18 protein-coding genes are annotated in these 17744 nt (G+C 66.7%); 3 read left to right on the forward strand and 15 right to left on the reverse strand.

Features of this window, described 5'->3' with window-relative positions:
- The first annotated feature begins 11 nt into the window (after positions 1 to 11).
- Positions 12 to 1199, forward strand: a complete 1188-nt coding sequence (locus Pla175_RS20015; protein ID WP_145289572.1) for a CinA family nicotinamide mononucleotide deamidase-related protein — start codon at positions 12 to 14, stop codon at positions 1197 to 1199.
- Positions 1200 to 1467: 268 nt separating this feature from the next.
- Positions 1468 to 3471, forward strand: coding sequence for an NAD(+) synthase (nadE, locus tag Pla175_RS20020; RefSeq protein ID WP_145289576.1), 2004 nt, complete (start codon positions 1468 to 1470; stop codon positions 3469 to 3471).
- Between the two features lie 155 nt (positions 3472 to 3626).
- On the opposite strand, the gene Pla175_RS20025 is transcribed toward nadE, so the two are convergent.
- The 3 genes from Pla175_RS20025 to Pla175_RS20035 all read right to left on the reverse strand — a co-directional run bounded on the left by Pla175_RS20025 (position 3627) and on the right by Pla175_RS20035 (position 6172).
- Complete coding sequence (locus tag Pla175_RS20025; protein WP_145289580.1) at positions 3627 to 3821, reverse strand: DUF6800 family protein; 195 nt, start codon at positions 3819 to 3821, stop codon at positions 3627 to 3629.
- A 212-nt stretch (positions 3822 to 4033) separates the two neighbouring features.
- Positions 4034 to 4495, reverse strand: coding sequence for a hypothetical protein (locus tag Pla175_RS20030; RefSeq protein WP_145289584.1), 462 nt, complete (start codon positions 4493 to 4495; stop codon positions 4034 to 4036).
- Between the two features lie 162 nt (positions 4496 to 4657).
- Complete coding sequence (locus Pla175_RS20035) at positions 4658 to 6172, reverse strand: OprO/OprP family phosphate-selective porin (protein ID WP_197527015.1); 1515 nt, start codon at positions 6170 to 6172, stop codon at positions 4658 to 4660.
- Between the two features lie 316 nt (positions 6173 to 6488).
- Between Pla175_RS20035 and Pla175_RS20040 the strand changes: the two genes are divergently transcribed.
- Positions 6489 to 7061 carry a transposase gene (locus Pla175_RS20040; RefSeq protein ID WP_197527016.1) on the forward strand — a complete coding sequence of 191 codons (573 nt, stop codon included), beginning with the start codon at positions 6489 to 6491 and terminating at the stop codon, positions 7059 to 7061.
- Positions 7062 to 7235: 174 nt separating this feature from the next.
- On the opposite strand, the gene Pla175_RS20045 is transcribed toward Pla175_RS20040, so the two are convergent.
- The 12 genes from Pla175_RS20045 to Pla175_RS20100 form a co-directional block, all read right to left on the reverse strand.
- Positions 7236 to 9035 carry a hypothetical protein gene (locus Pla175_RS20045; protein ID WP_145289594.1) on the reverse strand — a complete coding sequence of 600 codons (1800 nt, stop codon included), beginning with the start codon at positions 9033 to 9035 and terminating at the stop codon, positions 7236 to 7238.
- Between the two features lie 48 nt (positions 9036 to 9083).
- On the reverse strand, positions 9084 to 10979 hold the full coding sequence (locus tag Pla175_RS20050; RefSeq protein ID WP_145289597.1) for an ABC transporter ATP-binding protein: 1896 nt from the start codon (positions 10977 to 10979) through the stop codon (positions 9084 to 9086).
- Positions 10980 to 11102: 123 nt separating this feature from the next.
- Positions 11103 to 11435 (reverse strand): type II toxin-antitoxin system RelE/ParE family toxin, encoded by a 333-nt coding sequence (locus Pla175_RS27190; RefSeq protein ID WP_145289601.1) that lies wholly within the window; start codon positions 11433 to 11435, stop codon positions 11103 to 11105.
- Positions 11432 to 11689, reverse strand: a complete 258-nt coding sequence (locus Pla175_RS20060; protein ID WP_145289605.1) for a hypothetical protein — start codon at positions 11687 to 11689, stop codon at positions 11432 to 11434. Before Pla175_RS20060 ends, Pla175_RS27190 begins: the two co-directional genes overlap by 4 nt.
- A 29-nt stretch (positions 11690 to 11718) precedes the next feature.
- Entirely contained in the window at positions 11719 to 12210 is a 492-nt protein-coding gene (locus Pla175_RS20065) for a TraR/DksA C4-type zinc finger protein (protein ID WP_145289608.1), read from the reverse strand.
- Between the two features lie 77 nt (positions 12211 to 12287).
- On the reverse strand, positions 12288 to 13490 hold the full coding sequence (argJ, locus tag Pla175_RS20070; RefSeq protein WP_145289611.1) for a bifunctional glutamate N-acetyltransferase/amino-acid acetyltransferase ArgJ: 1203 nt from the start codon (positions 13488 to 13490) through the stop codon (positions 12288 to 12290).
- Positions 13491 to 13509: 19 nt separating this feature from the next.
- Positions 13510 to 14520 (reverse strand): N-acetyl-gamma-glutamyl-phosphate reductase, encoded by a 1011-nt coding sequence (argC, locus tag Pla175_RS20075; RefSeq protein WP_145289614.1) that lies wholly within the window; start codon positions 14518 to 14520, stop codon positions 13510 to 13512.
- Positions 14521 to 14592: 72 nt separating this feature from the next.
- The gene (locus tag Pla175_RS20080) at positions 14593 to 15231 is read right to left on the reverse strand and encodes a phosphopantothenoylcysteine decarboxylase domain-containing protein (RefSeq protein WP_145289617.1); all 639 of its coding nucleotides are present in this window, start codon (positions 15229 to 15231) and stop codon (positions 14593 to 14595) included.
- 12 nt (positions 15232 to 15243) lie between these two features.
- Positions 15244 to 15789: a flavoprotein gene (locus Pla175_RS20085; protein ID WP_145289620.1), complete on the reverse strand. Its 546-nt coding sequence runs from the start codon at positions 15787 to 15789 to the stop codon at positions 15244 to 15246.
- Between the two features lie 71 nt (positions 15790 to 15860).
- On the reverse strand, positions 15861 to 16124 hold the full coding sequence (locus Pla175_RS20090) for a DNA-directed RNA polymerase subunit omega (RefSeq protein WP_145289623.1): 264 nt from the start codon (positions 16122 to 16124) through the stop codon (positions 15861 to 15863).
- A 79-nt stretch (positions 16125 to 16203) separates the two neighbouring features.
- Entirely contained in the window at positions 16204 to 16797 is a 594-nt protein-coding gene (gene gmk, locus Pla175_RS20095) for a guanylate kinase (RefSeq protein WP_145289626.1), read from the reverse strand.
- A gap of 59 nt (positions 16798 to 16856) precedes the next feature.
- Positions 16857 to 17738, reverse strand: a complete 882-nt coding sequence (locus tag Pla175_RS20100) for a YicC/YloC family endoribonuclease (protein WP_145289629.1) — start codon at positions 17736 to 17738, stop codon at positions 16857 to 16859.
- Between the last annotated feature and the right edge of the window lie 6 nt (positions 17739 to 17744).

Raw genomic sequence — 17744 nt, forward strand, 5'->3', positions numbered from 1 at the left:
CAAGTTCGCCGATGCGTGCCGAAATAATCGCCATTGGCGACGAGCTGACCACCGGCCAGCGGCTCGACACCAACACCCAGTGGCTCGCCGAGCGGCTTACCGATATCGGGCTGGAGGTGGCCTTCCACACGACCGTAGCAGACGACCTGGAGGCGAACGTGGCCGTCTTCAAGGCCGCCGCGCAGCGGGCGGAGGTAGTGGTCTCTACCGGCGGGCTGGGCCCCACCGCCGACGACCTGACGCGGGAGGCAATGGCGGCCGCCGCCGGGGTCGACCTGCGGCTCGACCCGGCCCAGCTCGCCCACATCGAACAGATGTTCCTCTCCCGCGGCCGGGAGATGCCCCAGCAGAACCGCCGCCAGGCAGAGTTCCCCCAAGGCGCCCTGGCGATCCCCAACGCCACCGGCACGGCCCCCGGCGTCCAGCAGACCCTCGAGCGGCTCCACCGGCCCCCTTGCGTGCTGTTCGCCCTGCCGGGCGTGCCCAGCGAGATGCGGCAGATGTGGCGAGACTCGGTCCGGCCGGCCCTGGCCCGGCTCTACCCCCAGCCGCGCACCATCCGGCACCGCCGGCTGAAGTGCTTCGGGGTCGGCGAGAGCCACCTGGAAGCGATGCTGCCCGGCATGATCGACCGCGGCCGCGAGCCGCGTGTCGGCATCACCGTCAGCGGCGCCACGATCACCCTGCGTGTGACGGCTGCCGGCCAGACCGAGGCCGAGAGCCACGCCGCGATGGCGCCGACGCTGCTCGAGATCCGCCAGCGGCTGGGCGTGCTGGTGTTCGGCGAAGAGGACGACGAGCTGCAGCACGCCATCGTCCGCCTGCTGGCGGCGCGGGGAGAGACGGTCGCCCTCAGCGAGCTGCTGACCGCCGGCACGGTCGCCGGCTGGCTGGCAGACGCCGACCCCGAGGGCGCGGTGTTCGTCGGAGGCGAGACCCCGCTGCGGCAACCCGCGGCCGACGTGGCGGCCCAGGCGACGGCGTGCCGAGAACGCTACGGCGCGGACTACGCGCTAGCGATCGGCGTCGAGACGATGCTCGACGGCGTGTCCCAGGCGCCGATCGCGTTGGCGGACTCCCATGGGGTGACAGTAAGACACTTCCCCACCCTCGGCAGCCCCGCCATCCTGAAGCCACGCACCGGCAAACTTGCCCTGAACCTGTTGCGGCTGAATCTGCTCGATACGGGTGACGGTTGATTCCGACGAAGAAACACAAAGACGGGGTGGACCACGGATCGCACGGATTTCGCGGATACGATCGGGGTGGGCGGCTTGTCCAAACCCGCGAGACACGAAGCGGTTAGCTCGCGCGTTCGCCGTTCGTGCAGCGACCATGTACGTTGTGATCCCGCTTCACTTGCTTGCTGCTTCAGCGCCCGTCACTGATATCCGTAAAATCCGTGCTATCCGTGGTCAGGCTTTCGTGCCTTTCCGCGGCCATCCCTCCAGCGGCTAGAATCATTTGATGCAACTCATCCGCCTCGCCGCCGCCTCGCTCAACCAGACGCCGATGGACTGGCGTGGCAACTTCGACCGGATGGCCGCGGTCATCGACGCGGCACGCCGGCAGGGGGTCGGCCTGCTCTGCCTGCCGGAGCTGTGCGTCACCGCGTACGGCTGCGAGGACATGCACTTCTCCCCCGCGGTGCGGTCTCGCGCGCTCGACCTGGTGCAGCAGCTCCTGCCGCTCACGGACGGGATCGCGGTGGCGGTGGGGCTGCCGATCGCGGTGGGGCCCGCGCTGTTCAACGGCCAAGCGATGCTGGTCGACGGCCGGCTGGCGGGGATCGTCTGCAAGCAGCACCTGGCGAACGAGGGGATCCACTACGAGGCGCGGTGGTTCGAACGCTGGCCGGCCGGCGCGGTCGATTCGATCGAGGTCGATGGCAGGCGGGTCCCTGTAGGGGACCTGCTGTTTGACATCGGCGGCGTACGCGTCGGCATCGAGATCTGCCGCGACGCCTGGATCGCCGAGCGGACCGGCATCGCCCTGGCCCGCCGCGGCGCCGACGTGCTGCTGAACCCCAACGCCAGCCACTTCGCGTTCGGCAAGTGCGACATCCGCCGGCGGTTCGTTGTCGAGGGGTCGCGGACCCTGGGCGTCGCGACGGTCCACTGCAACGCGTTGGGGAACGAGTCGGGGCGCTCCATCTACGACGGCGACACGATGATCGCCGCACTCGGCCGGCTCGTCGCCAGCGGGCCGCGGTTTTCGCTGGCCGACTCGCAGCTCTCGAGCGCCGTGGTCGACGTCGCTCAGTTGCGGCAGAACCGCACCCGCTGGATGGAGGCGGGCCGCGTCGGCAAGCAGGACGCCGGGCTGGTGGCCGCCCCGCTGGAGTGGCCCACGGTCCCCGACACCGAGGGGGCGTCGGCGCCGCTCGGCTCGGCGTCGTCCGCTACGGACGCCCCCTGGGAGTCGGGCCCGCACCGCAAGGAGGAAGAGTTCGCCCGGGCGGTAACGCTCGGCCTGTTCGACTACCTGCGCAAGAGCCGGGCCAACGGGTTTGTCGTGTCGCTCAGCGGAGGCGTCGATTCCGCGGCGGTCGCTACGCTCTGCTGGCTGATGGTCCGCCTGGGCGTGGCCGAGCTGGGGCAGGCCGGCTTCGCCAAGCGGCTGCCGAGCGTGTGCGGGGCCCAAGAAGCGGGCGACCCCCGCGGGCTCGTGCGGCGGCTGCTGACCTGCGTCTACCAATCGACCCGGCAGTCGGGCGCCGCCACCCAGAACGCCGCCCGCGGGGTCGCCGAGGCGATCGGGGCCGAGTTCCACCTCTGGAGCGTCGACGCGATGGTCGACGCCTTTGTGGGCGTGGTCGGCGAAGCGACCGGCCGCGAGATCGACTGGCAGACCGACGACGTCGCCCTGCAGAACATCCAGGCCCGCGCCCGTGGGCCGGGCGTGTGGCTGCTAGCGAACCTCAAGAACGCGCTGCTGCTGACCACCAGCAACCGCAGCGAGGCGTCGGTCGGCTACGCCACGATGGACGGCGACACCTGCGGCGGGCTGGCGCCGGTGGCGGGGATCGACAAGCACTTCCTGCGGCACTGGCTGCGGTGGATGGAGACCGCCGGACCGGCCGGCGTTGGCCCCCTGCCGGCGCTCGCGGCGATCAACGCCCAGCGTCCCACGGCCGAGCTGCGGCCCGCCGCGGCGGGACAGACCGACGAGGCCGACCTGATGCCGTACGACGTGCTCGACGCGATCGAGCGTTCGGCGATCCGAGACAAGCGCTCGCCGGCCGAGGTGCTTGCCACCCTCGGCCCGGAGTTCCCCCAGCACGAGCGGTCGGAGCTGCGCGGGTGGGTCGAGCGGTTCTTCAAGCTCTGGTCCGCCAACCAGTGGAAACGCGAGCGCTACGCCCCCGCGTTGCACGTGGACCAAGGGAACGTCGACCCCAAGACCTGGTGCCGATTCCCCATCCTCAACGGCGGCTTCCGGGCGGAGCTAGAGGAGCTTGAGGGGGGATAATCACGGAGCCAGAAAAGAAACGACGGAGAGTCTCTCGCGGAGGCGCCGAGGCGCGGAGAGAAAAAGCAACTACTCGTCGTTTGCTCTCTCCGCGCCTCTGCGAGAGGCTTCGTCCGTCATCTTATGTCTGTCCGGCGTGGCTCAGCAGCGGACCCTTAGCGGTCCGCTTCGCCGAGCTGCCAGTCGATGATCAACTTCTCGGCGCCGGGGGTCATGGCGCGGAGCTTGCGAGCGATTTCGGTCTTTTCAGACGGCGTCGCCTTGCCCAGCTTGCTCTTGAGGTGCGTCAGCTTTTGCTTGCGGGTACGCTTCCGCCGCAACTCTCGGGTTCGCTCGATGCCGCCGGGCATAGCAGATTCTCTCAGCAAGGAATGGGGGATGGCGCCAAAGCGAGCCAGATTACCCCGCCGGACGGCCCGCTGACAAGCCGGCGCCCGCCAAACCGCCGTGCCCCCCAGGCGAGCCGTCGGCGTCAGCCGCCGGAGGTTCGGCCCGGAGACTAGCTGGTTCTCGTACGCAACGGACTCCGGCGGCTGACGCCGACGGCTCGCCCTACCCCGCACTACTGCGGCGGCATCGTCAGTTCCGACCCGCGGGGGCCCTCACAGCAGCACGCCGGCAGCCGGCGGACCTGCCAGGTCCACTCGCAGTGCGTCCGCTCCTGGCTGTCGGCAGACAGCGTCGCGACGCAGCGCGTCTTGCAGCAGCCCGGACGCCAGCAGCCGCTGCTGCAACCACAGCCGCCGGTGCAGTGCCCGGTGCAGGCCCCGGTGCAACGGCAACACTGGTCGTGTTTCAAGAAGTTCAGCAGCGTCAGACCGCTCCCCCCCGGCGCCCACGGCGGCCGCACGGGCGGGATGCAGACACGCTCGCAGCCTACCTCCCAGCAAGGGACGTCCTCGGTCACCCGCTCCCCCTTCAGGCAGCAGCAAACCCGGTCGCCGCACGCGTGGCCATCCCCCGCCGACGCCGGCGCAGCAGCAGCAACCAACGTCGCGATCACAAACAAAAACCAGCGGTGCATTAAATCAGTCCTCAACTTTGACACCTTTTCGTCACGGACGATGAACCACGAAGCACAGGAACGACCACCTTGGACAAAATGCAGGAAGCAACAATCATCGATCACTCATTGGTCATTCCTTCGCGCCTCTTCGTGCCCTTGGTGGTTCGTTTTTGTTCCCGGCTAGTAGTCCACGGCGAACCTCATCCCCAGAATGTGGTAGTCGCCGTCCGCGAAGCTGCCGACGGCGTTGAGTTGGTTGTCCGTGATCTGGCCGTAGAGGTAGTTCAATTGCACCTTGGCGTACGGGTTCCAGTACCAGTTGAGCGCCAGCGTCATCGCGCTGCCGACGCCCCCCTGGCCAACCGCGCCGGGCAGGTCGCCGTCCGAGAAGTCGGCGTACGAGTAACGCGCCGCTACCTGCCAGGCGCCCAACCCGCAACGCCGGCAGCCCTCGCAGTCGTCCACGATGAAGAAGTTCTCGTACGGGACCACGCGGTCGAGCGTGCCGGTCTCGCGGTCCCAAGGCATGTACTCGCCGGTGAGGAAGTACGAGACGTAGGCGTACCCCCCCTGGTACTGCAGGTTCTCGCCGTCGCGGTTGAGCCACACGTTCTGCCACTCGCCCACCATCTGCACGGCGCCGACGTTCAGCACCGCTTCCCAGCCCAACAGCCCGTAGTCGCGCGTGTCGGGGATGATCCCCGTGTCGAGCCAGCGGGTTTCGGAGCGGGCCTCGGGGCGGCTGCGGAACTGCGCCTCGTTCTTGCCCGATCCGCTGAAGTTGTCCGTCAATGCGTCGCCGTCTGTATCCGCAAACGTGCCGCTGACGCCCCAGTGAGCATAGCCGCGGCCGCCGGAGGTTTCGTCGTACCAAATGGTGTTCGCGAACCGCGCCGCAAACTGCGACTGCCAGTGGTCGCTCGCGTACTTCCCTTCGTCCTGCGTGAGCCGCTGGTTGAAGGCGCCGTACCGCCAGTTGTAGGCCAGGTCGTCCGAGAATCCGTACGATTGAATCCCCAGCCGCCGTGCGTCCTGGTTGAACCCCTCGATCACATAGGGGCGTTCCAGAAACACGTTGTACCGGCTGCTGTTAAGGTGGTCTAAGCCGTAGGGCCGCTTCTGGTTGCCGATCAGCACGGTCTGCAGGACGGGTAGCTCTTTGACCCCCAGGTAGACGTCGCGGTACTCGATGTCGTCCCCCCCCGCGAACTCCAACTCGATCTTGTAGAGCGTGTTGAGCCACATGTCGCCGGCGGCCCCCAACCGCATCCGCCGGAAGCCGATGCGGTCCTGCGGCGAGACGTCGTTGTCCCCCGACTCAAACCCGTTCACCCCCGGCGAATCGCCCGGGAAGGTCCAGACGTCGAAGTGGATCCGCCCGCTAATCCTCATCGTCGTGCCGCTGTTCCCGGTGCGCGCGTAGTCCTTCAGGCTGTCTTTGAGCGACTTGTTTGCGTCGGAGAGCTCGTCGAACGCCTCGTCGAGGTCGGCGTACTTCGACTCCATCGCTTCGAGCCGGTCTGCGAAGCTCTCCTGCTCGTCGGACTCGTCCTCTTTCTCTTCTGAACCAGCCGTGGGTGGGCTCGCCTCGTCCATCCAGTAGGCGGTTTGAAAGCCGACGGCGCCGAGCTCCGCGCGTGCCGGCGCCACCGCCAGCCACGCCGCCACCAGTCCGTAGAAGAAAGTCCGATGCACCTGTCGTCCTTTGGGTCGAGACCGTCGCCGGTGGCCGGTCGCAAGGGTTGTATCGACCATGCGGGGTGGTCGGATTGCCCGGCCGCGCCGCCCCGCTTGCCAAAGCTGGCCGACAGACCAGCCCCACCCGCTACAACCGGTAAAGTCATTGCCAGCAGCACTAGCGTCGCTGCTCCGCTTCCTGACGGGCGCGGCTCAAACGTTCCCGTTCGAGCCGCGCCCGTCAGGAAGCGGAGCCCCGCAATTCCAAAGCAACGCGAAAAAAGCCTCCACCGAGAAAACACCAATAAATCCGCTTGCAAGAATTAGCGCACGCATGTACACTATCCCCATGAACTTCGTCCTGCTGACAACCACAACCTACGGGACGTGGCTCCCCGGCGACCCGCGGGGAAGCGTCACCTCGGTGCGCGACTACCGCCCCAGCGACCCCCCCACAGCGGCCCGTATTGAGCACGACCGCCCGGGCGAGGCCTGGGAACCGCCGATCCCGGGGCTGTACGCCAGCGCCCAACAGTTGCTGAAGCAGCCCCCGGTGCTGCTCGGCCGACCGCTAGCGCGGGTAGTGATTGAGAAGTTTTGCGAAACCTCGGCCTTCCGCGACCGGCGGTTGGCGGCGATGTCCGTCATGCGGAACCACTTGCACGCGGTGGTTGGCTTCGATGGGTTCATCGACTTCGACCGCATGCTCAACGATTACAAGTCGCACGCCAGCCGCGGCCTGAACGCCCACGCAGAGCGCCGGCCCGCTTGGTGGACCCGCGGCGGTTCGGCCCGCTCGCTGCCCGACGAGCGCGCCGTCTTGGGAGCGATCCACTACGTGCTGTTCAAACAGCCAAGACCCCTCGCCCGCTGGCGCGAGGGGGATGGATTCCTAGCAGAAACCTGACCCCAATACGCGCCTGAGATCCAGCTCGAGCCGCGCCCCGTTCATCGCGCCGCGTACCGCTATTCGAGCCGCGCCCGTCAGGAAGCGGAGCAGCGAAAGCGGAGCAGCAATGCGACGCACTCCGCTTCCTGACGGGCGCGGCTCGACCAACGGCGCGCGTGAGGTCGCCCCCGTTCACTCCCCCTCGGGACGATTGAGAACCGGCCAGGGCTTGTGCCACACGGGGAAGCGGAGGGAGATGTCGTCGGCGCCGGGGGAAATTTGTTGGTAGCGGGGGTGGTCTTCCCAGGACGGCTCAAGGTCGAAGTCTTCATCGCCCTCCCAACCCTCTAATTCCTCTTTAGCGATCGGCGGGATTGGCTCTGATTCGATCCAGTATTCAAGAGGAAAGCCCTCGAACATCGCGTCTTCGGGATTCGCAATAGAGCGGCTGCCGCCGTCGTCGATGCCATTGGCGCCAACCGAGTAAAGCAAGAATCCTTCGTCCGTTCGACGGTACCGGAACGGAAGACCGGAAAGGGAATCAACACCCGGCGCCCTTTTGAGAGCCGTTAACGCCTCAGGGTAGTTTCCTGTATCGATTCGGTGGGCTACGAGCTGCGCCGCGAGGCAAACGAGCTGCTGCTCTGTGACGCTTGTCGCGACAATGAGTTCTGCATCTTTCGCGGAGCCCCACATATCGAAGATCTTCTCACCCATAATCCTCCCACGGCAAGCCGCGAACAGAATCGCCTCCCATACCTCATCCAACGATTCCGACGAGCCCAGCTCGCTCTGTTGTCGTCGGCTTAGGGCGACGAGCCGCGCCCGTCGATCTGAACTGGCGAACGCATTGTCCAGCGCGGAGGACTGCCAATTCACCGCGATAAGCGCCGAGTCGTATTCGATCCTAGTTTGCGTTGCAAACCAACGAGTCGTCGGGTCCAAGGACTCAACAACGAAAGAGTCTCGGGTCTGAGGATTCGCTTGGCGGATCGTGTAGTCAAGGATTACCAGTCTCTCGTTATCAATGGCCGACTTCCACTTGCCTTGCGAATCTTGCTCTGCGCCGAATTCGTCCGCGATTTCTGCGACAAGGTCCACGGTCACGTTGGGATGATTCAGCAGGGACGCGGCGATACGGCAGGTTCGAAATGCTCCAATCGCGATCGACATTAGTTCCAATGGGCTACAATCCGCACAGGCGCGCCGGTCTAGAAGCAGACTGGCGCGGCAATTTCGCCATGCGCCAACAAGATCGCCTTTTCCCAACCGCAGGTTGCTGCGCAATTCAAGACACCATGACGCGTTGCTGTAGTTTGGCCGTGACAATCCGATGAGCCCTTCGTCCTTGTCGGAGAGCAGAACAGGCGACGGGGTGTACCATTCGGGAAGATCGACCGCAGCGATCAAGAGGTCAAGCGCCTCGGACCTCTCGTCAAGCCAAGCGGCGATCGGAGGCAATTGATTAGCGGTCCAAGGCGTTGATTCTGCTGCCGTCATCATCGCATCAGCGAGTTCAAAAACAGGGGTAACCAGCGAATCTCCCTCCGTATCGGCAAGCTCCGGTCGCTGGTCCGCAAGCCACGCCTCGACTCTGCCGGTCACATGCTTGCCAATGACGCTCTGCAATTGCTTCTCTTTCGGAAGCAACGGTTCCAAATGCAGTTCTTCGGAAAGCAGCACTGCGTCCTCCGGCCGGAATTCATCCAGACCGCAAGCCCGCCAGAACAATACCGCCCCGTTCTCCTCCGGCGTAATCCCTTTCCGCATCTTCTCCAGCACATACCGCCGGTAGTCCGGCAGCCCATCCTCCCCCAGCGGCTCCGTGATGTAAGTCGTCTCGCGCGAGACGGTAATCGGCGGGTTGGGGCCGAAGAGCTGCCAGAAGAACCCGGCCAAGAGCAACGCGATCAGCCCCAGCAACAGTTTCCCGAGCCGCCACGTCGTGCGGCGGCGGGCGACGTTGCGGTCTTCGAGTTTGGGCGTCGGCATCGCCCCAGTAGAATCACCCCAGCCACCAAGTTCAATTCGCCTTCTTGGTCAACCCAGCACCGCTTCGCTCTGCATCGCGTCGCGTTGGCGGGTGACCATCTCGTGGTAGGGGCCGCGGCGTTGCATCAGGTCCTCGTGCGTTCCTGATTCGACGATCTGCCCGTCGTCCAGCACCACGATGATGTCGGCCGAGGTGACGGTCGACAGCCGGTGGGCGATGACGAACGTGGTGCGGGTGTGCATCAGCTCGCCCAGCGACTGCTGGATGAGCTGCTCGCTCTCGCTGTCGAGGTTGCTGGTCGCCTCGTCGAGGATCAAGATCCGCGGGTTGGCGAGGATCGCCCGGGCGATGGACAGCCGCTGCGCCTGGCCCCCGGATAGCTTCACGCCGCGTTCACCGATCATCGACTCGTAGCCCTCGGGCAGCTCGGTGATGAAGCTGTGGGCGTTGGCCTGGCGGGCGGCGTCGAGCACTTCTTCGTCGGTGGCGTGAGGGCGGCCGTAGGCGATGTTGTCGCGCACGCTGCCGTCGAACAAGAAAGTTTCTTGTTGGACGACTCCCAGCAGGTTGCGGTACGAGTCGAGCTTCAGGTCGCGCAGGTCGAACCCGTTTAGCAGGATGCGGCCCTCGGTCGGGTCTTGGAAGCGGGCCAGCAGGTCGGTGGTGGTGGTCTTGCCGGCGCCGCTGCGCCCCACCAGCGCCACCACGCTCCCGCCGGGGACGTCGAGGTCGAAGTCCCTGAGCACGGGCTGCCCCTGGGTGTAGGCGAACGTGACGTGGTCGAAACGGATGGAGTCGACGTGCCGGGGCGCCTCGCGGGCGTCCTCACGGTCGGGCATGTCGATGGGGGACTCCAGCACCTCGAACACGCGCTCCATGCCGGCCAGCGACCGCTGCAGCTCCGAAAACGAGTTGACGATCTGCCAGACCGGATTGAGCAGCATGAACGTGTACCACTGGAACGCCATGATGTCGCCCACGCTGGCGCGTCCCGCGAGCTGCAAGAAGCCGCCGTACCAGATGATCACCACGTTCACGCCGGCCAGCAGCAACGCCCAACTGCTCCACAGCACGATCTCGCGGCGGTGGGCGAACAGCTCCTTGCGGGCGATGGTGTGGCGGCCGGTGAGGAACTCGCTCAGCTCGCGGACCTCGCGTTGGAAGCTCCGCACCACGCGGATGCCGCCGAAGGTCTCGCTCACGCGGGCGTCGATCTCCGAGTTCTCTTTGCGCATCGAGCGGTAGATGGGGCGGATCCGCCGGGCCACCCACAAGCTGATGAGAAGCGCGGGGGGGATGATCGCCATGGCGGTCAGCGCCAGCCGCCAGTTGATCGCCAGCAGGATGCCGATCGCAATCATCAGCCGCACGGCCGACACGCCGGGGGAGATCACGGCCAACTGCAGCAGGCCGGTCGTGCGGTCGATGTCTCCCGACAGCCGCGAGATGATGCCGCCCGTCTTCATGTCGGTCAGCTGTCCCAGCGGCAGGTGGAGCAGCCGGCTGAAGAGCGCGCGGCGGAGCGACATCACCACGCGCATGTTCAAGAGCCGCGTCTGGCAGTTCTTCCAAATGTCGAGCACGCGGTCGAGCACGACGACACACAACAGCACCAGGCCGGCGACGTTGAGCATCATGCCGCGCTGGGCCGTGGTGAGCCCCTGCTTCAGCAGCACGTCGTCGACCACGTAGCGCAGGAAGAGCGGCTGGGCGACCTCCAGCACGGACACCATCAGGGCGAGCGTCATCATCAGCCCGACGGCCCCGCGGTGGGGCCAGATCCAGGCCAAGTACTGGCGCATGTAACGGCGGCGTTCCTCCGACTCGGGGCGCCCCTGCTGCTGGTCGTCGGACTTGTCGTGGGTGTACTGCTTAACGTCGCCAGAAAGGTAGGCCTGGCGGAAGCGCTCGAAGCGTGAGCGGGAAGAACGGGGACGGGTCAATCGGCTGTCCGTAGCGGTGGGGGCGGGGCGGGAGGGGAGCGAAGATTCGACAACGCATCATTCGCGCGCGGGGTCTGCCGAGCAAGGGGAAAGACCGGAAGTTCTCTTGTTCGTCCTGTTTTGCTATGGAGAGAGTGGCATCTCGCCGGCTCGCATCGGGCGTTGCCCCGGGCTACGCACGCGGATGATTCGGACTTCCTTTTCCAGGACTGAGAACACGGCCCGATACCTTCGGCCCTGCGGCGTCTTGAACATACTCTGCCGGAGCTCGTACGATCGCCGGCCGTTCTCAGGGGCAAACCCAAACGCGAACGGATTCTCGGCAACACGCAGCAGCATCGACCGCCACGCCCGATACCAGGACGCCGCTCCCTCGGGAGACCGCGACCTCAGATAGTCGAAAATCTCCTCCACATCGTACTGAGCCAGGAGCAGGACACGGACCTGGTAGCTCATGCTCCGCTAGGGGTGCTCGTCTTCTTAGCGATGATGGCGTCTAGCTCTTCCGGAGAGATCCCCCGGTCACCTTCCTCCATGAGCTGAAGGCTGGCGTCGATCGCGGCTAAATCTTCTGCTTGCTGTGCGATTGACGGGTTGTCGTCCAGCCAGTCGTAGAAAATGTCTGCCAGGGACTGCTCGGGAGCAACGTGCGGCAGTCGAGCCTCGGCGTACTGCTGAAACGATCGATACTGCGAACGCGTGTCTTGCATGATTTCCTCCGTTGGAGCGGCTCTCTATTCTACCATGCCCCGCCCGCAACGGATCGGCACCCACCCGTGCAATACCGCCTGTACCGCGTCAGTCCGCCGGCGCTGCTCACCCGCAGCTCGACCAGGGCGCCGCAGCGGGGGCAGAACTCGGGCTCCCATTCGCTCTCGGGGTCGGACTCTGAAACCGCCTGGCAGGCGACGCAGCGGCGTGTGTCGGGGAGCGCCTCGAGCCGCTCGGGGGGGATCGGCTTGCGGCACCCCTCGCAGAGCACGGCGGCCTGCCAGTCGTCGGCGTCCTCTTCCTCAGATTCCTCCCCCTGGGCGACTCGGAGCCCCACGGCGCCACACTCGGCGCAGACCAGCTTCTGGGAGGCGGCCGGCAGGAGCTGCTCCAACAGCTCGTCGTGCGGGTGCTTCTCGCGTTTGAGCTGCCCCACCGCTCGGAGCCGGTTGGCGACGCCCGCCGAGCCCTCGACGCCCCGCCAGCCGCACGCGTCGCAATGGAAGGTCTTCGACAGCATCGCGCTGAACCCAGGGTCAAACAGCGGGCCCCAGCCGGGCGACTGCGGGCAGGCGTGGAGCCCGCCTGATGGAGGGGTTAGGTGCGGTAGTCGGCGTTCAAACGGACGTACTCGGCCGTGAGGTCGGTGGTCCAGAATCGGGCCGACGCCTGGCCCTCGCCCAACAGCAGCACGACGCCGGTGTCGCGGCTGCCGGCGATCGAGTCGGACACGGTCTTCTCGTCGAACGGCACGGGGGCGCCGTGCTCGTACATCAAGAGCCCGTTGATCAGCAGCGCGACGTGCGACGGGTCGAACTCGACCCCCGCGTAGCCGGCGGCCGAGACGATGCGGCCCCAGTTGGGGTCGGCGCCGGCGATAGCGGTCTTCACCAGCGGGCTGTCGGCGATGGTCTTGGCGATGCGCACCGCCTCGCTCTTGGTCCGGCAGCCGTGCACCTCAACGGTGATCAGGTGGGTGGCGCCCTCGCCGTCGGCCGGGATGCTCTGGGCCAGGTCCTCGCACACCTCCAGCACCGTCGCCATGAACGCCTTGCGGGCCTTCTCCGATAGCGGCGCGTCGCTCCCCGCCATGGCGGCCCCGTTGGCCAGCAGCAGCACCGTGTCGTTGGTGCTGGTGTGGCCGTCGACGCTGATGCAGTGGAACGACTCGTCCACGGCCTCGCGGAGCGCGGTGCGGGCGTCGTCGACCCCGATGCGTGCGTCGGTCATCACCGCGGCGAGCATGGTCCCCATGTTGGGCCCGATCATCGCGGCGCCCTTGGCGATGCCGGTGACGCGCACCTCGGCGCCGTCCAGGGTCACCACCCGCCCGCGGACCTTTGGGACCGTGTCGGTGGTCATCATCCCGCGGGCAGAGTCGACGAGCGCTTCGGGGCCGTCGGCGAGCCGGGCCGCGGCGTCGGCGATGCCGCGTTCGATCTTAGCCATCGGCAGGTGCTGGCCGATGACGCCGGTGCTCATCACCAACGCCTGCGTGGGGTCGGCCCCGCACGCCTCGGCGGCGCAGGCGGCCATCCGCTCGGCGTCTTCCAGACCACGCTGGCCGGTACACGCGTTGGCGCAGCCCGAGTTCACGGCCAGCACGCGGATGTTCTGGCTGGGAGTCCGCTGGCGGTCCAGCAGCACCGGCGCGGCGCACACCAGGTTGCGTGTGTAAACGCCGGTCGCCACCGCGGGGCGGTCCGACTCGATCAGCGTCAGGTCGAGGCTCTGCGTGTTGCTTTTCACGCCGCAGTAGACGGCGGCGCCGCGGAAGCCTTTCGGGAAATGGACGTCCATGGGCAGCCGAGTGGGAAACCTAAATAAGGGCCGTGGTTTCCGCGAAACCATGCATGAGGTTGAAGTTCTGCACCGCCGCGCCCGAGGCGCCCTTGATTAGGTTGTCGATCACGCTCACCACGATCGCCCGCCCGCGGACCATCCGCACGGCGATCGAGCAGTTGTTGGTCATCGCAACGTCTTTCGTGCCGGGGAGCCGATCGCCCACATGGACGAACGGCTCGTGGGCGTAGAACTCGGCCAGCGCCGCTTGCAGCCGCTCGGCCGTGGCGCCGCTCGCCGGCGTTGCGTAGCAGGTGCTGAGGATGCCGCGGTCCATCGGCACGAGGTGCGGCGTGAAGACAACCTCCAGCGTCTTCCCCGACGCGTCGGAGAGCACCTGATCGATCTCCGGCATGTGCCTGTGGACGCCGACGCTGTACGCGGAGAAACTCTCGTTGCACTCCGGGAAGTGGAAGTTGGGTTTCGGAGACCGACCCGCGCCGCTAACCCCGCTCTTGCTGTCGATCACGACCCCCTGCGGGTCGATCAGGTTCGCCTTGAGCAGCGGGGCCAGCGCCAGGATAGCCGACGTTGGGTAGCAACCGGGGTTGGCGACCAGCGACGCCTCGCGGATGCGATCGCGGTACAGCTCCGGCAGCCCGTACACGGCGCTGTCGAGCCGCGCCGGGTCGACGTGCTCCAGGGCGTACCACTTGGCGTACACCGCGGGGTCTTTGAGGCGGTAGTCGGCGCTCAGGTCGATCACCTTGAGCCCCGCCTCGAGCAGCGGCGACACGGTCGCGGCGCTCGCGCCGTGCGGCAGCGCGGTGAATGCTACGTCGGCCCGCTCGGCGACCTCCTGCGTCGAAAGGTTCTCCAGCGGCAGGTCGAAGCGACCGGCCAGCGAGGGGTGCACGTCGGTAAGCCGGGGGAGGTCGTCCTGACGGGTCACCAAGGCCGTGACTTCCACGCCGGGGTGCCTGGCGAGCAGCCGCAGCAGCTCGAGGCCGGTGTACCCAGAAGCTCCGTAGATCGCGGCTCGAACCATGCGGGAATCAGAATCGAAGGGTCGCAGAATACTACTTTCAGCCGGCAGTCTACTACGCCTGTCGGCGGGCTGCTACCGCGACGCCGGGCGGCACAACCGGCTGTCGATCACCGACAGGATGCCCCGGGCGACGTCCGTCTTCAGCCCCTCGAATCGGCCGACCGTCGAGCCGTCCGGCGCCAGCACTTCGACCGAGTTGTGCGAAGAACGCATCGCCTCGGCGCCGTTGGACACGATCAGGTCGCAGTGCTTGCGTTCCAGCTTGGCGATGGCCCGCAGGCGGTGGTCGTCCGTCTCTAGGGCAAAACCCACGACCCAGCGGGCGCCCTTGCGGGCGGCCAGCGTGGCCACGATGTCGTCGGTCTCCACCAGGTGGAGCTCCAGCGGGGCCCCGGTTTTCGAGATCTTCTGGCTAGCAACCACTTCTGGCCGGTAATCGCAGGGCGCCGCGGCGCCGATCAGCCCGTCGGCGTCCTCGAACAACTCGGCCGCGGCCGCTAGCATCTCTTCGGTAGAGACGACCGGCACCACCCGGCAGAGGTTCGGGTACTCCACCTCTACCGGACCCGAAACGACCGTTACTTTATGCCCGAGCTCTAACGCCGCGGCGGCCAGTGCCGCCCCCATCTGCCCGCTCGAGGCGTTCGTGAGGTAGCGCACCGGATCGAGGTGCTGCCGCGTCGGGCCGGAGGTGATGAGCGTGTGGGGCAACGCCAAGGTTCGCTAGGTTTTGCCGCGGATGGCCGCCTGGATCGCCGCCACGATTTCGTCGGGCTCCGCCATCCGCCCGGGGCCTACCTCGCGGCAGCTCTGCCAGCCCCGGCCGGGGGAGATGATGTGCAGGCCGTCTTCGCGTACGCGTTCTACGTTCCGCTGCACGGCGGCTTTCTGCCACATCTCAACGTTCATCGCCGGCGCCAGCAAGATCGGGCCGGTGAAGGAGAGCAGCAGCGTGCTGAGCAAGTCGTCGGCGGCGCCGGCCGCGGCTTGCGAGAGCAGGCCGGCCGTGGCGGGGGCGATGCACAGCAGGTCGGCTGAGCGGGCCAGCTCGATGTGCGGGCCCAGCGGGTGGTCGGCCTGGTCGAACAGCCCCTGCACCACGCGTCGGCCGCTGAGCGCGGCGAACGTGGCCGGGCCGACAAAGCGGCGGGCCGCCCGGGTCATGACTACCGACACGCCGTAGCCGTCCTGGGCGAGCCGGCTCACCACGGCCGCGGTCTTGTAGGCAGACACCCCGCCGCAGACGCCGATGACGACTTCAGCTGGCATGCCTACCCCAGGTCAGTGACTCGGCCCCGGTGCGGTTGCGACGCGCTCGACAGAAACCCATGCGGGGCCGATCAAAGGCTGTCGAGGTCGAAGTCGATCGGGCCGCCGACGCTCGGCGAGCTGCCGGTGATCTTCAGCTCGTTGGAAGAATCGAGGTAGATCTTGTTGCGGAGGATCTCCTCGACAACGATCTCCATCTTTTCCTTGGTCTCCAGGTCGACCAGGGGCCGCGCGCCGGCGTTGAGCGCCACCAGCCGCTTCTGGATCAACGTAGAGAGCTTGAAACGCCCGCCAACCTTGTTGACGATCTCTTCTTCCTTCAACGCGTCGATCATCCGTTCGCCCTCGCGGGCCCCCATGGTATGGCTTGCAGTGCTCGGCGGGCGCCCAGCCCGAAACGACGGCGCCCGGCGCCTAATGCGACACGGGCTCGTTGATGCCGTTCTCGACTAAAATCTGCGAGATCTCGTCAACCGCGTCTTCGACTCGATCGTTGATCACTTGGTGCTGATAGTCTCCGGCCTCGGCCAACTCGCGTTTCGCGACCGCCAGTCGCCGGCTGATGGCGTCGGGGGTTTCGGTGCCTCGGTCTCTCAGGCGGCGTTCAAGCTCCTCCATCGATGACGGCGTGATGAACACCGAAACCGCGTCCTGGAAGACCCCTTTGGCCCGCTTGGCCCCTTCGACATCAACTTCTAAGAGTACCCAGACCCCTTCGGCCAGCCTAGGGTCCACCTCGCAGCGGAGGGTGCCGTACCAGTGGCCGCGGCCGAAAACCTCGACCGCTTCCAGAAACTCGCCCGCCGCGTGGTGTGCGGCGAACTGGGCGTCGCTGAGGAAGTGGTACTCGCGGCCGTCCTGCTCCCCCGGTCTGGGGGGGCGCGTGGTGGCAGAGACGCTCAGCCGGAGCCGCCCGTCGAAGCGGTCCAGCAGGCCGCGCACAACCGTAGACTTGCCAACCCCCGAGGGGCCCGAGACGATCACCACCTTCCCACGCAACTGGTCCATTTCTCCGCTCTGCTTCTCCGCCCACCGCCCCGTGCTCAACCCAGCGCCCGGGCTCAACTTCACTCAACGTTCTGGATCTGCTCTCGGATCCGCTCCAGCGCGGTCTTCATGTCGACCACGTTCGCCGAGATCTCGGTGTCGTTGGCCTTCGAGCCGATCGTGTTCACCTCGCGGCCCATCTCTTGGGTGATGAACTCTAGCTTCCGCCCGCCCCCTTCGGCCTTCTTGACCGTGCTCTCAAACTGCTCCAGGTGGCTGCGGAGGCGGACCGCTTCTTCGCTGATGTCGCTGCGGTCGCAAAAGATCGCGACCTCGCGGATCACGTCCGTCGGCTGCAAGGAGATGTCCATCCCGGCCAGCGCGCGGTCGATCCGGGCGGTAAGGCGTTGGCGGTAGTCGTCGCCCAGCTTCGGCGCGCGGGTGGCGATGCTCTGCAGGCAGCGGTCGATCGACTCGCATTGGCTCATCAGGTCGTCCGCCAGGGCGCGTCCCTCGGCCAGACGCATCTGGCTGGCGGCCTCGCAGGCCTTGCGTACGATCGGCTCGATCTGGGGCCAATCGGCCTGGGGGTCTTCGACACGCGTCTTGTGCTCTTCGATCACCCCGGGGAGGGTCAGCAGGGCGTGCATCGGCACGTCGTCCGATCGGTGGGCGGCGACAATCGCCTCGATCTGCTTGTAGTAGCTCTCGAGGACGCCCCGGTTGATGCAGTAATCGTCGGCCGCAGTGGCGCGCAGCACCCGCAGGTTCACCTGCACCGTGCCGCGGCGGAACTGACCGCGCACCAACGACTCGATAAGCGGTTCGAGCGAGTTGTAGACCTCGGGACAGCGCAACGACACCTTGAGGTGTCGGCTGTTGATGGTCCGCACCTCGGCGGCGATCTCCAGCGGGCCCCCTTGGCTATGGGCCTCGCCGAATCCGGTCATGCTGACGAGCAACGTTAC

The sequence above is a fragment of the Pirellulimonas nuda genome, assembly GCF_007750855.1.
GTDB lineage: Bacteria > Planctomycetota > Planctomycetia > Pirellulales > Lacipirellulaceae > Pirellulimonas > Pirellulimonas nuda.